Genomic DNA, 14,044 nt, shown 5'->3' with positions numbered 1-14,044 from the left:
CCAACTTGATGGCGACTAATTTTATGCAGGTGTAACTGTTTTCAAGTTTTCAGTTGTTAGTGTTTCAACATCTTCTTTGAACTCTTTTGCAGCAGCTTGCATTTTTGAGCTATCAGTCATCATCTGTTGAGACAATTGAGTGAGTGCCGTTAGTTGCTGGCCGTTAAAAGCTGTAAGACTATTTACGTCTTTGATTTCACTGACTGCTTTCATTTGTGCAAGACCCATATCGGTATAAGTCTGCAACGCATTCATTTGAAGTTCAGTCATTGTTTGAACGTTCTTTGCAACCAACTTATTGAATTTCAAGTACGGTTCGAACTGCTTTTCAGTTTGGTCTGTGATTGTTTTGAAGATATCCGTGTACATAAGTAACTCCTGGTGAATACATAGTTAGTGAAGAAATAGCTTAATAAAATAATTTGGCTCGCCTACGGCATGTCAGTTCTAACCCTCGATACCTTTCAGCAAAACAGCGGTTCCCATTCCCCCGCCCACACAAAGCGAAGCAACACCATAATTGGTATGTTGCTCGATCATTTCGTGGATGAGTGAAACAATAATTCGGTTACCTGATGCCCCTAGAGGGTGACCAAGTGCGATAGCGCCACCGTTGACATTAACTTTAGATTTGAACGCTTCAAGTGGCAGATCATGTTGTTCAGACAACTGGTACATCACGCCTAACGCCTGTGCAGCGAAAGCTTCATTCAGTTCAAATAGCTCAACTTCTTCTAAAGTTAAATCCGCTTTGTCTAACGCTTTAGATACCGCTTCTACTGGGCCCAATCCCATGATCTTTGGGTCTAAACCCGATTGCGCGTAGCTGCTTAGCTCTACGAGTGGTGTCAGGCCGTATTTCACGACCGCCGATTCAGACGCTAAGATAATGGCACTTGCGCCATCATTGATGCCCGAAGCGTTACCTGCCGTAACCGTACCTTCGCGGTCAAAGGCTGGACGAAGCTTCTGTAGAGCTTCGAATGTCGCGTCTGACTTCGGATACTCATCGGTATCAAAAGTGACGGTTTGTCTGCGTTGCTTAACTTCTACAGGCACGATTTGCTCGTTGAACTTACCCGCTTCGATTGCAGCTACTGCTTTCTGTTGGCTTTCTAACGCGTAGTTATCTTGTGCGAGACGCGAAATATTCAAAGCGTTGGCGATGTTTTCAGCCGTCATGCCCATGTGGTAATGATTGAACGCATCGGTTAACCCATCCCCCACCAACAAGTCTTTCATCGAGATGTCACCCATCTTGTGACCATTTCGAATACTCGGTGGCACAATAAAAGGAATCTGAGACATCACCTCAACACCCGCTGCAATAACGACCTCAGCATCTTGTGCTTTGATGTGCGCCGCTGCGTCCATCACCGACTTCATGCCGCTGCCGCAGATCATGTTCACACCGTATGCAGGAGTTTCCTCAGGTAACCCTGCATAGATGGAAGCTTGACGAGCAACCCCCATGCCTTGACCTGCCGAAATTACATTACCAACGATCACTTCATCAATCGCATCCAACGAAAGATCTACGGACTCCAACGCTCCTTTGATCGCAACGCCAGCTAACTCGCCCGCAGATACGTTTTTTAGCGACCCGGTGAATGCACCAATAGGAGTACGTTTAGCCGCAACAACAAATACTTTTTCCATTATTCCATTCCCTTCAGTTTCGCCAATTAGTGCATGTACAAGCCGCCATTCACAGACAGTGTTTCGCCTGTAATGTACGCGCCAGATTCACTTGCTAAAAAGCCCACTGCGTCTGCAATTTCTATAGGTGTCGCTAAACGCTTCATTGGGATTTGGTTTTTAATTGAATCAAGGACTTCAGGCTTCATTTGCTCAACCATAGGTGTGCCTGTGTAGCCAGGGGCAACCACGTTTACCGTCACGCCGCTTCTAGCCCCCTCTGCTGCCAAGGCTTTTGAAAAACCAATCATTCCCGCTTTAGCCGCCGAGTAGTTAGTTTGTCCAAACTGACCTTTTAGACCATTGACTGAAGAAATGTTGATGACTCGGCAGTTGCCCTTTTCGCACATCGGTGCAAACAGAGGCTGTGTCACATTGAAAAGGCTGTTGAGGTTAGTCTCAATCACATCTTTCCAAGCTTCGGCATCCATCTTTTTGAAGACGCTGTCACGAGTAATACCTGCGTTGTTGACCAAAACATCCACCGTGCCTTCTTCTTCTAACAACTTGCTTAAGCTCTGTGCACATTCAGCGGTATTGGTGACATCTAATTCAAACAATCTCACTTGATCTTCAGTGAATTGTTTTTCGTTAAACCAATCCAGTGCACACTGATAATTCCCAGTAAAATAGGTCGCGATAACACGATAGCCATCCGCGACTAATTTAGAAGAAATTGCTGAGCCGATACCGCCTTTTGATCCTGTAATTAAAGCAAGCTTTTTCATTAATGGTTCCATCCCTTACAAGCAATTAAATAACAATGATGTTAATAAGATAATGTCTTAGTCGATAATTAAACTTTACGTTTTGCTTTAATTAAACCCTACAGCTCAAAGTAAAAAATTATTATTACAAATATAAAATATTTTCGTATCATGATTAAAAACTAGACTTCCGTCCCAAAATCAATGAAATGTTACATGGATGTAAAACCACACAATACTTTGATTTTAATAAGGTTTATTTAATTTTACTTTTATCACCAAGCAGATAAGTCTTTGTTAATACGGGACAAACCTATATCTCTCAGCTTGTTTCAAGAAGAATGCAAAGTGGGAATTTGAAATGATTGTTCATGAGAATAATAACAAAACTCTAATTAGCCATTAATAAATGGTTCCTTATCATTCTATATAAACCTCAATATAATTAACGTTCTGGATTGGAAATCTGAACATTATGAATAGACAAAAAAAGCCCACTCAATCTATGAGTGGGCTTAAGTAAATGTTATTAATAAATAGAGCGTAGGATTCTACTTCGTAAATATTTCATTTGTATTTACATCTAAATAAATTTTATTTTCAAGCGATAGTCCGCCGCAATAAATAAAATAGACATCTCGGTCACTGTACTTCACCGATTTCACCCAACCACCTAACTCCTCGAAGTCACTTGGGTCACATTCGCCATCAGAGAGCAATTCTGCCACCGTATTGCGGAACTTCTCTTTATGGATCTTAAGATCATCGGATTTAACCAAATATGAATCCAATATCTCTATGCTTTCTTTCTCGGAAATAATCACTTCATTATTGGATAGGCCAGACATTGAAACCCATTCGGCTGTCTGTGGTCCGCCTTCTTTTAGAACGATATAGTCTGAGATACGTACCCATTCACCCTGTTTTTCGAGTACTTCGACTTTTTCGCCTTTGTAGAGGTAATCTGTTATCAAGCCATCAACTTCTGGTTGTTCTACCACTTCAAGCTTTCTATCCAGAACGTAAAACTCTGTCTGTTCTGGCTCAGGTTTAAGTTCCATGATCGGTTTTAAATCAGCTTCAGGCTGAGCAACTTCTTCAACGGACTCTTCGGCTTTGTCTGCTGGTGGTGAGTCTTTCTTCATAACAAAGAAGTAGTACGCTGCTCCTCCTCCGCCCAATATTAACAACACAAGTAAAGCGATCAGCGCTTTTTTCATCAAATCCACCAGCTCTTCCGTCTTAGGTATCTTTTAAGTGTACATCAACTCATGCTGCTGCTCATCTATACTCTCAATAGAGAACGCAGTAAGTAGAGGAAAGTCATGAGTTTTTGGGTGAAGGTTATCATTGTAAGTGTGCCTTTGATTGCCAATGCCGCGGTCGCAAGCCATTGCGATCGTGAAAACTGGCAAACATTATTGGATCGCCAACTCGTATATGAAGCTCGCTACAACCAATACACCAAAGAGTTCAACCAAGTTCTCTCTACCTATGAGTCACAAACTCTGCTATCTAAACACTTCAACGAAACACAGATCATTGAGCTTTGGGCAAAATATGAAGAAAGGTTTAATGTGCAGCTCAATAGTCATATGAATACCGCTTATGATGTCTCTGAGGTTTTGTTAAAGCAGGCATACGTAGTGTCTACCGAGCTAGATGGGACGGAATCTCTCATCCACTCATGGCAAGCCGTGGCTCAACACTGTGCTAAAGCAAAGCTACCGCGCCAAACTGAAAGCGCACAGTTGCACGTAACAAGCTCGCAATCACTCTCCCGAGATCTCCATACACTCAGTGAAAAGTTCCGTCAGCTGTCTTCAAAATACCGCAAAGAAGCCACGATGATTGACGAAGCACGCCACACAAATCAACCGACAAACGATGGCCCAAACTGAAAACATTACTAGGTTTCATCGCTTTCTCGACTGGATTTTTCCGATAAATATGCTTCCCTCAAGCCAAAATAGTCAGATAAGTCGTTAATCAAAGCTTTATCAATAAGTTGTAAAACTAATGTGCGAACTATCAACAATAAAGTTCAATTTCCGACCAATGCAAGCGAGCATATGAGATATTCATCACAAAATAGATTTACAAACGCCAAGAAATTGTTATCATGATTATTCATATAACTTAATAACAAGAAACATTTTGGCTAGGTAATATGCAAAAAACTATGGCTTTCAACTGCTTGAGTAACACGGAATGGACTGCGGAGATAAGAGGTAAACTTTTATCTGTAGCTAAACACATGGAAGAGTTCGGTTCAGTAAGTGAGCTAGAGCTATGTAAGATATTTGGAGAGACGATTTGGAATGACGGTGTGGATTATCATTCACATGCTTTCTCATTCAGAATTAACGCTCAAACTGGGGATTGTTCAATCTCTAACTTTAAGTATCACTAAGTTTTGCACCTATCATATACGGAGTGCCTTTCGCGAGGCGCTCCGTTTTTTATTGCTGCGCATTTGGTATTTGACGACAGTCTTTAAGAGCAGCGGCACCCTAGTTTAACAACGAAAGTCATTTCGTTTTCAGCTCATTTCCCCCAAAGACGTCTCCCCTACCTATAAGCTTAGTCAGTATAAACCGGAAGTGGCGCATTGCCTTTCACCTGCCTAATCGCAAGGTGAGTATGTATATCTTTTACGTTAGAGAGACGCTGTAGCTTTCTTGTAAATGCTTCATAAGCCATAAGATTTGGGCTGACAACTTCTAAAAGGTAGTCATAAGCTCCGGATACAACGTGGCAGCTGATGACCTCTTCCATCTCGACAATTGCACTTTCAAATTTATCAATCGACACTTCTTGGTGGTTGTTTAAGCTCACCTCAACAAACACACTCATTGCGATGCCGACCTGTTCTCGCGACAGGCTCACGCGATAACCGTCAATGATTCCTTTCTCTTCCAGTCTTTTGATGCGCCTTGCGCACGGTGAAGCCGACAAGCCAACCTCATCAGCTAGCTCAGCCGTGGTTAGCCTACCGTCTTTCTGAAGCAACTCAAGAAGATGTCTATCAATCCTATCCATAGTAAATACCGATCATTGGTTAAATTCATTAACAATTAGGAAAATATTAGCAGAAATCATCAACCATGACTCAAGTTAGAACAAAATTTGCCAACCTGTGGCACACCAAGTACCCCATAATGAGTCATCATCCACTTTCCTTGTTTATTATGAAGCTTGGCTACCTATCTATTATTGTCACTCTGCTCATCTGGGCGAGCTTTTTCCTTTCTCTTAAAGGCGGCGCAAATTCAGACTTAACACCTGCAGACATCGCACTGACTCGATTCCTCATTCCTGCATTGGTGCTATTGCCTTTGATGTGGAAAGCGCGCAGCACGATAGTTGCTGTCCCGAATCGATACTTGGCTGGTATGTTTGTGGGGTGCGGGTTGCCTTATTTGCTCGTTGCAGGAACAGCCATGCAGTTTGTTCCGGTATCACACGGCAGTGCTTTGGTTCCGGGAACGCTTCCTCTGTTCGTAACAGGAATCGCGGTACTCTTTTTTAAACAACCGCTTAGCCGGCACCGTGTCGTTGGTTTAGGTCTTGTTTTACTCGGGATATTGTTGTTTCTAGGAAATAGCTTAAGCAGCTTCAACTTTGAATACACCAAAGGTCACTTGTTGTTTTTGTGCGGCAGCTTGATGTGGGCGACTTTTACCATCTCAGCACGTGTTGCCAACCTTAATGCGCTCGTGAGTGCAGGTTTTATCTCATTCTGTTCCACTTTGCTACTACTGATCCTTATCCTTACAGGAACCCTTCCTAGCCATTTAATGAGTACACCAATTGCTCAATGGCCAGTCACAGAGCTTGCCGTGCATTCAGCAGTACAAGGCGTTGGTGCAGGTTTAATCGCGGCTTTCACTTATTTATATGCTGTAAACACGTTAGGGGCAGAGCGTTCAGCAGCATTTGGAAGTGCAACTCCAGCCGTAGCAACTTTGTTGGCGATCCCACTGTTCAACGAGATTCCGGATACGATGACTTGGTTAGCACTTGGTTCAATTTGTATCGGCAGCTTGGTCGCGAGCAACATTTTCATGAGAAACGACCAGTCTATGCAGTATCAACCGCCAAGCCATAGTAAAGCCTGATACTGCGTTCCAACCTAAATACAGTTCCCCTAAACATCAATTTTAGGGCTTGTAGTACACAGATAAGCCTACAAACGTAGGCTTATCTAAAATCTCCTTTTTCTGAGCTCGCTTCTCCATTAAACTGTCCGACCTTTTTGCAGATCCAAGAGAACACCATGCAACGCGATTACACTTTAACTTGCTTAAACAACATGCCTCGTGAAGAACTAGAAGAATTTAGTTTAAGAATGATTCATCGCCTTGTCCCTGAAGATGCAATGACGGAACTGTTTACGTTCGAACAGGAAGAAGTGACCAATGAAGAGCGTATGCAATCAGCGAAGTTTGATGCGATGCTTAGAATGACTGCAATCGCGCTGAGTGAAGTGAATCTTGCGTTTAGTGAGTCGGATAACTCGCAACAAAACATCGAGCGCATGACTCGACTATTGCTTTGGCACTTCTATGCAATGTCGTTCAACCTTGAGCAAGCGATCAGCCTTGAAACTCACTGTGATAAAGTCGAGAAGATTTTGTTGAAAGCACCGACAGAAGCGTTTGGTTGGGTAAAAGAGCTAACAGAGTTGCTTCACTTCTATGCTGAAGTAAATGAAGGCAACGAAGACAAAAAAGACGCATAAAGTCCCTTCAACTTAAAAGCATTTCAACTTCTCAACTTAAAAGCTGCTCAACGAGTTGTTCGTTACTCAAGGAACAACTCGCCTATCCCCTAGAACGGCGGCAAGTAGAACGATATCGGAGGAAAATAGAACTAAATCGAAGGCAAATAGAAACTTTGCTGAAATGAGTTCTCTGCCTTTGTTGTTTCTAACACGCTGTGATGCAACATCAGTATCGACTGAGCGATTTTAGTCCCAATACCCAGCGATCCATTGGGTGCTTCCAACTCGATCTCATTGTGTATAACCACTTTCACCCGTTTTGAATCAGCTTCTAGACCAACATTCATCGATACCACCGTTCCACTTGGACTATGCCTCAATGCATTATCTAACAGATTCAAGATCAATCTCTCAAGCAGATCACTATCACCTACAGCCTTAATCCCATCTGGTATTTCGATATTGATCTGAACATTTTTCTGCAAGTATTGGCTTTGTATCGTCTCTAAGCACTCTCCCATCAACACATTGATATCAATCGAAGCATACTGATAGGTTGGCACAGGGTTATCAAGTTTTGCATTGTCTAACAGAGAATGCAGCTGTTGAGATAGCTTGTTACCATTACGGTAAGCAACGTCGATCAGCGGATCCGATTGCGGATTTTGAATCTTCCATGTTTCTAAATAACCAAGCACACTGGAAAGCGGCGTTTTCAAATCGTGACTGAGCTGTAATAAGCTTTGTCTACGATGCGAGGATTGGTATTCAAGTTGCAAGAATTGTTGTTGAATGTGTTTCGCCATCAATTGATAAGAACGTGCTATGGGTACTAATTCTGGTACTTGGTGTGTGAAATTAGGTTCTAACCTAAAGTCTTGTTCAGCTTGTTGCTGCAATTTATTGGTTACCGCCTCTATTGGGTTCAACAAGCTGCGTTTCACTAACAGATACGCACCAATTGCAAAGCCCAAGATAGAAACCAGCACAAGCGCTGCTAGCGCGATATATGGCGTATCAACCTGGGAATTAGTAATTACAGTATGGCGATTACTTCCAATAACCACATACAAATAGCCGACAGTAGAACCAAGCTCTTCAATCGCCGCAACAGAAAAGACTTTAGGTGACTCGGGGTTAATCGGGTCCTCTCCCAAGATAGGATAAGCCCCTTCATTTAAAAACTGTTGGATAGGCGCTAAATCGATTTGGCTCGATAATTGGGTACCTTCAGGCGCCGCATGTGTAGTGATATTGCCCTGACTATCAAGAAAATAGATGTCGAAATCAGGTCCTATCAACATCAATGTATGGAATATAGATTTGAGTGCTTTGGGGTTGTAGTCGGTACCAATCATGAGAGGATTATCATCACGCATATGAACTGCCAGATCTTTATGTAAGCTCTGCTTGGTTCTTTGTTCTATGGTCTCTTTTTGCCAATGATAAGTGTAGGCGATGACCACACTCACCAACAGAAACCACAAACTTGTGAACAATACTAAACGCGATTTAAAACTCATGTTCTCTCCTCTATGGCTCGTAGATCTTACTGACTTTTTAATAAGCTTAGAAAGCGATACATAAACCTATACTTTCGATTCAAACTTGTATCCGACACCCCAAACGGTTTTAATGAAATCATCATCGTTATTGGGCATGGCAAGCTTGGTTCTTAGACGGTTGACCGTGCTACACACAGTGTGGTGGTAGCCAGAGTGATGAGTGTTCCAAACATGATCGAGCAACTCGTCTTTGCTGTATACGCGTCCCGGTCGGGTGGCTAAAAAGTGAAGTAAGGTAAATTCTGTTGCAGTCAACGGGACATCTTGGTTGTTAAGTGAAACCTGATGGCGCTCAGGTTGGATGGTGAGCCCACCAAAACTCATAATCGATTCTATTGTTGAGGTAGACTGGCCGGTTGATTCAACATGGTTTAGACGACGTAGTACGTTCCTCACGCGAGCTTGAAACTCCAGCACGCTAAATGGTTTAGTGATGTAATCATCGACGCCAGCTTCTAAACCCGACACCTTGTCTAGCTCCGCATCTCTTGCCGTTAGCATTAATACAGGTGTCCAGTCCTCTTGCTGACGTAACATTCGACAAAAATCGAGCCCATCTCCATCAGGCAAGCCTCGGTCAAGTACAACCAAATCAAACTGATCATTATTGTATAACGCGTTAGCTTTAACAATTGAGTTGGTTCTTGTTACGTCATGACCTTGGAACTTGAGATGCATTTGCACCAGTTCTGCCAAGTCATCATCGTCTTCGACCAACAATATGTTTGCCATCAAATTTACCGCAGCACTATTCATGATCCCTGCTCTATTCGGAGTCTGCCCACCTAAGATTGACCGGAACAGAGCAGGAATTCTTTCATTACACCTTTAACTCAGTTAATCGGCTACTCAGTTCGAGTAATAGTGATTCTTGCGCCTGGGTTAAGGAAGCGATGGTTGCCACTTAATGCCGACGTCGTCAGGCCATCATCTTGGCTTATTACACCTGCATGGAAGCTCACTACATCCGTGTCATTTCTTGTCGTGTTAAAGCCTTCACCACCGCCGGCAGGCCCCGGAATAGTCGCAGCAAGCTCGTCATTCAGCTCAGTCCCCGAATCCCAAACATTCATGTTCATGACGAAGGTATCACCCACGGCTAATGACTTGAGCGACAAACCGGATTCACCAACAAACGCATCATTAGTGTTTACCAGCATTGAAGCGACGGAGAGGTAGCCTTCTTGGTTAGGATCGACACGGATTGAAACAGTGTCCCTTTCACCTGAAAGAATCAAACCATTGCCAGAGATGCCTTGATAAACATTGGCATCACTGTCGCTTAGTGCCAGCAATTGAGCATTGCTGCCACCTTCCGCTAAGTATTCAAGATCGACCGAGGCACTTTGCCCGATTTCAAACAGATTGAAGCTATTATTGTGAGTCAATACCGCGAGTGGCGACATCGGCTGGTTTGGAGTGAGGTTAGTCACACTCACATCATAGCGATAGTAATCGTCGTCATCGTCCGGACAACCTGCTAACACAGCTACTGATGCAGCAATAAATAGAATTCTAGCTTTCATACATCCCCCTTACTTCACAACAATGGTGATAGTTGCAACAGGGTTTAACCAACGATGGCTGCTGCTATCGAGGTCACTGATGCCGCCCGCCGCATCACTATCACCAATGTTACCCGGATGAATATGAACCTTAGCGTTTGACACTGCAGTTTCAACTCCGGTACCACCAGCGCCAAAGGTAATAAATGGCGGGTTTGGCATGCTGCCCGCTAGCTCATCATTGGCTTCTGTGCCTGCGTCATAGCCATTGAGGGTCGCTTTGTAGGTGCCCGCTTGAGTTGGGATTTTCCAACTGTCTAAGCCAACAAAACCATCGTTGGTTGGCAGCAACATTGCACCCAATGACAAGTAAGCTAAATCACCAGTGTCGATATCAAACGTAGTTGCGACGCCCGGGTTAAGAATTCCGCTAGCTGGGTTTTCTACCACCACACCACCCGCGTTAGCAATCAAACTCGATAGACCTGAAATATCACCACCTTCGGCCATCGATTCTAATTCCGCAGAAGCACTCTCACCCGTTCTAAACATGAACAAGCTGGAGTCATGAGCGGCTGCCAAGATAGGCGTAAAGTAGATCCCTTTCGTTGCGTTGGTAACGGTCACCTCAAGCTCTGCAGCCTGAACCTGAGCCGCTCCGAAGGCCAACATAGCCGAGCTAATCACTAAGCTGATTTGAGTACGTTTGTTCATTTTGATTCCATCCTTTATCGAGTCCTATCGTTGCCAACAAAACTAATAACAGCAATATACCGTTACATTTGCCAGAACGAACTGTGGTGTTGTTGACTCTAAGAATGGCGATCAAATCTATCAGCAACTTCCTTGAATTATCATAAAAGTCTCACAAATTTATTATTATCCAGAGAATTAGGCATAAGAAGCTGATATTTAAATAGAACTCTCGTTCTAGAAGAGAGATATATAGAAGAATACATGGATGAATAACAGCGCTAACCAAACGTAAAAAGGCCCAATCGATATATCGACTGGGCCTTTCATCTGATGGGCAAAGTTATCTCAGGAAAGCTCTATTCGCCTTCAACTGAGCTAGCACCACCTATTTAGAATGCGTAGTTTGCGTCAACAAGTTCGCTTACTTCAACTTTGCTTACTTCTGCGCGAGCTTCAAGCCATTGTGCAACTTGCAGTTGCTCAGCTTCTGTCACTGAACGGTAGCGCTCAATAGAACATAAGAAACCTTCGAAGAGCTCTAAACCACCGCCACCAAAGCACAGGCCGATGCTGTCTATAAAATCGATAAATTCATCGATGAACACATCGTATTGGTCAAAATCAGCAATCGAAGTCGTGCAGCTTACCTCAAAACCTAGAATAGCGAATTCACCTAGGTATAACTTCTTGCGTAGGCGGCGATTTTTGTTTTCGATTTTATCTAATTTCATAACTGTCTCTCTTTTCGTTTGATAAAGCATTTATACACAGTTCTCCGTTAATTCCCAAGAGTTTTGTATTGCACGAGAGGGTTAGCAGCAAAAATCGTGCTACAGAAACAAAACCTTAATCAAAACTATAAAAATCTGTCACTTAACTGCTTCACGATTGCTCACACATCAGCCCAAGTTATTAACCAATTCATTAGTAAGTGGGTAAGTCATAAATAACGAATAATAAAGTCAGCCAACAGGAAGCAGTCCCGATGAGCAAGGAAACATTTGATAGCACTCGTTTTAACAAGAGTAACAACAAGCCTTTCGAAGAAGTTCTAGATGCGAACCTTTCAAGAAGAAACGTTCTGAAAGGCGGTTTAGGCATCAGTGCAATGACCGCCTTTGGCGCGTTTGGTTTAGCAGGCCACAGCACGGCTAACGCTACGACAATGCAAGCAACGGGCGCCCAAAAAAGCACTGCAACACTTGCATTCGAATCGGTTAAAGGATCATTGACAGACAGTGTCGTTGTACCAAAAGGCTATACAGCACAGGTATTAGTTCCTTGGGGTACTCCACTTAACAAGCAAGGCAAGGCTTGGTTAAAAGACGGCACCAACAACGCACAAGATCAAGCCAACGCATTAGGCATGCATCACGATGGCATGCACTTCTTCCCGCTTAATGGCAACAGCAATGATGGCTTATTGGTGATCAACCACGAATACATCGACCAAAAAGCGCTGCACGCCAACGGCCCAACATACAACGAAGGCGCTCGCCCTAGCCTTGATGAAGTACGTAAAGAGATCAACGCGCACGGCGTGAGTGTTGTTCGAGTGAAACTGGAAGGCAACCAATGGGTGATGGTCGATAACGATCCACTGAACCGCCGCTACACAGGCGCAACAGTAATGGATCTGTCTGGTCCTGTTGCTCACAGTGAATTTACCAAAACCAAGTTCTCACAAGACGGCAGCCAGGCTCGCGGCACGCTGAACAACTGTGGTAATGGCTACACGCCATGGGGCACTTACCTAACGTGTGAAGAAAACTGGCCGGGTTATTTCGTTAACAAAGGCGAGACAACGCCAGCGCAAGAACGTATTGGTATCGCAACCGACAAAACACGTTACGGTTGGGATACGCTTTCAGGTAACAAACAAGAACGCTTAGACGAATTTGCACGCTTTGACGTAACACCAACAGGTGAGTCAGCAATGGACGATTACCGTAACGAAGCACACGGTCACGGCTACATTGTTGAAATCGACCCATACACAGCAAACTCTCGCGCTAAGAAACGTTCTGCACTGGGTTGTTTCCGTCACGAAGGCTGTACGTTTGGTAAGTTGACTGAAGGCGAGCCGATCGTATTCTACTCTGGTCACGATTCGCGCTTTGAATACCTGTACAAATTCGTTTCTGAAGAGAAATGGGACCCGCGTGATGCAGAGCCGAGCAATCGCCTAAGTGCGGGTGACAAGTACATGGACAAAGGCACACTGTATGTGGCTAAGTTCAACGATGATGGTTCAGGCACTTGGCTACCACTGACTCTGAGCAGTAAGACCACAAACGGCGGTAAGTTAGGTGATTCATTTGATTCTCAAGCAGCACTTATCATTAATACCGCAGGCGCAGCCGACCTTGTAGGCGCAACGCCAATGGATCGCCCTGAATGGTGCTCTGTTGACCCGATGACAGGTACGGCTTACCTAACGCTAACTAATAACAACAAGCGTAAAGAAGCGAACTCTGCGAACCCTCGCGTAGACAACAAGTTCGGTCATGTTATTCGTTGGGATGAAGGCAAAACAGCAGGCGAGTTCGATTGGGATATCTTCGTATTTGGCTCTCCAGCAGTGGAAGACAAGTCTATTAACCGCTCAGGCCTAACAGACATGAACCAATTCGCGAGCCCAGACGGTTTGGCGTTTGATGCTCGTGGCATCTTGTGGATTCAAACCGATAACGGTGCAGATGAAGTGACCGGCTACACCAATGATCAAATGCTAGCAGTAGTCCCATCAAAGCTAACGGATGAAAATGGCACTCAAGAAGTCATTAGTGCCGAGAACCAAGCACAACTCAAGCGCTTCTTTGTTGGTCCTAACGGTTGTGAAGTAACAGGCTTTACCATCAGCCCAGACTACAAGTCATTGTTTGTAAACATTCAGCACCCAGGTAACTGGCCATACAGCGCAGACGCAGCGGAAGAGACTCCGTCAGGAATTTCAGTTCGCCCAAGAGCATCTACGGTTGTGATTCGTCGTGAAGACGGCGGTGAAATCGCGGTTTAATAAGCTAATCTAGCTAAGTAAAATCAAAAAGAGCGATAAGGCTAAATGCCCTATCGCTCTTTTTATATTCTATCCGTTCTTTGATTCAACAAAGAACCTGCGGCTTCGTAAACGGCTCTTCACCCCAA

The 14,044-nt window shown here is 44.0% G+C and carries 15 protein-coding genes; 5 read left to right on the top strand and 10 right to left on the bottom strand.

Annotated elements, in window-relative coordinates:
* Positions 1-21 precede the first annotated feature (21 nt).
* The 4 genes from AC3CHU_RS22365 to AC3CHU_RS22350 all read right to left on the bottom strand — a co-directional run bounded on the left by AC3CHU_RS22365 (position 22) and on the right by AC3CHU_RS22350 (position 3,634).
* On the bottom strand, positions 22-369 hold the full coding sequence (locus AC3CHU_RS22365; RefSeq protein WP_054545566.1) for a phasin family protein: 348 nt from the start codon (positions 367-369) through the stop codon (positions 22-24).
* 78 nt (positions 370-447) lie between these two features.
* On the bottom strand, positions 448-1,659 hold the full coding sequence (locus AC3CHU_RS22360; RefSeq protein WP_146457775.1) for an acetyl-CoA C-acetyltransferase: 1,212 nt from the start codon (positions 1,657-1,659) through the stop codon (positions 448-450).
* A 26-nt stretch (positions 1,660-1,685) separates the two neighbouring features.
* On the bottom strand, positions 1,686-2,426 hold the full coding sequence (locus AC3CHU_RS22355) for an SDR family oxidoreductase (protein WP_054545568.1): 741 nt from the start codon (positions 2,424-2,426) through the stop codon (positions 1,686-1,688).
* A 530-nt stretch (positions 2,427-2,956) separates the two neighbouring features.
* Positions 2,957-3,634, bottom strand: a complete 678-nt coding sequence (locus AC3CHU_RS22350; RefSeq protein ID WP_488525716.1) for an SH3 domain-containing protein — start codon at positions 3,632-3,634, stop codon at positions 2,957-2,959.
* A 96-nt stretch (positions 3,635-3,730) separates the two neighbouring features.
* On the opposite strand from AC3CHU_RS22350, the gene AC3CHU_RS22345 reads away from it, so the two are divergent.
* Entirely contained in the window at positions 3,731-4,306 is a 576-nt protein-coding gene (locus tag AC3CHU_RS22345) for a hypothetical protein (protein WP_488525715.1), read from the top strand.
* Between the two features lie 269 nt (positions 4,307-4,575).
* On the top strand, positions 4,576-4,818 hold the full coding sequence (locus AC3CHU_RS22340; protein ID WP_017062621.1) for a hypothetical protein: 243 nt from the start codon (positions 4,576-4,578) through the stop codon (positions 4,816-4,818).
* A 170-nt stretch (positions 4,819-4,988) separates the two neighbouring features.
* Here AC3CHU_RS22340 and AC3CHU_RS22335 read toward each other — a convergent pair whose 3' ends face one another.
* Positions 4,989-5,447 carry an Lrp/AsnC family transcriptional regulator gene (locus AC3CHU_RS22335; protein WP_017078313.1) on the bottom strand — a complete coding sequence of 153 codons (459 nt, stop codon included), beginning with the start codon at positions 5,445-5,447 and terminating at the stop codon, positions 4,989-4,991.
* A 149-nt stretch (positions 5,448-5,596) separates the two neighbouring features.
* Here AC3CHU_RS22335 and AC3CHU_RS22330 point away from each other — a divergent pair, with 149 nt between their 5' ends.
* Together AC3CHU_RS22330 and AC3CHU_RS22325 are read left to right on the top strand one after the other, a co-directional pair.
* Positions 5,597-6,526, top strand: a complete 930-nt coding sequence (locus AC3CHU_RS22330; protein WP_171312970.1) for a DMT family transporter — start codon at positions 5,597-5,599, stop codon at positions 6,524-6,526.
* Positions 6,527-6,663: 137 nt separating this feature from the next.
* On the top strand, positions 6,664-7,149 hold the full coding sequence (locus tag AC3CHU_RS22325) for an exoribonuclease R (protein WP_081279987.1): 486 nt from the start codon (positions 6,664-6,666) through the stop codon (positions 7,147-7,149).
* Positions 7,150-7,280: 131 nt separating this feature from the next.
* On the opposite strand, the gene AC3CHU_RS22320 is transcribed toward AC3CHU_RS22325, so the two are convergent.
* The 5 genes from AC3CHU_RS22320 to AC3CHU_RS22300 all read right to left on the bottom strand — a co-directional run bounded on the left by AC3CHU_RS22320 (position 7,281) and on the right by AC3CHU_RS22300 (position 11,628).
* Complete coding sequence (locus AC3CHU_RS22320) at positions 7,281-8,654, bottom strand: sensor histidine kinase (RefSeq protein WP_474357295.1); 1,374 nt, start codon at positions 8,652-8,654, stop codon at positions 7,281-7,283.
* Positions 8,655-8,720: 66 nt separating this feature from the next.
* A complete protein-coding gene (locus AC3CHU_RS22315; RefSeq protein ID WP_488525714.1) occupies positions 8,721-9,452 on the bottom strand; it encodes a response regulator transcription factor in 732 nt (243 codons plus the stop codon).
* Between the two features lie 89 nt (positions 9,453-9,541).
* Positions 9,542-10,222, bottom strand: coding sequence for a spondin domain-containing protein (locus tag AC3CHU_RS22310; protein WP_146457766.1), 681 nt, complete (start codon positions 10,220-10,222; stop codon positions 9,542-9,544).
* A gap of 9 nt (positions 10,223-10,231) precedes the next feature.
* Positions 10,232-10,915, bottom strand: a complete 684-nt coding sequence (locus AC3CHU_RS22305) for a spondin domain-containing protein (protein WP_237298185.1) — start codon at positions 10,913-10,915, stop codon at positions 10,232-10,234.
* A gap of 371 nt (positions 10,916-11,286) precedes the next feature.
* Entirely contained in the window at positions 11,287-11,628 is a 342-nt protein-coding gene (locus AC3CHU_RS22300; protein WP_004731398.1) for a YggL 50S ribosome-binding family protein, read from the bottom strand.
* A gap of 254 nt (positions 11,629-11,882) precedes the next feature.
* On the opposite strand from AC3CHU_RS22300, the gene AC3CHU_RS22295 reads away from it, so the two are divergent.
* Complete coding sequence (locus AC3CHU_RS22295; RefSeq protein ID WP_488525713.1) at positions 11,883-13,916, top strand: PhoX family protein; 2,034 nt, start codon at positions 11,883-11,885, stop codon at positions 13,914-13,916.
* Positions 13,917-14,044 lie beyond the last annotated feature (128 nt).

This window comes from Vibrio sp. QJM3NY_39 (genome assembly GCF_057785895.1).
The sequence above is the reverse complement of the archived record's forward strand: the minus strand, read 5'-3'. Positions and strand labels throughout refer to the sequence as shown.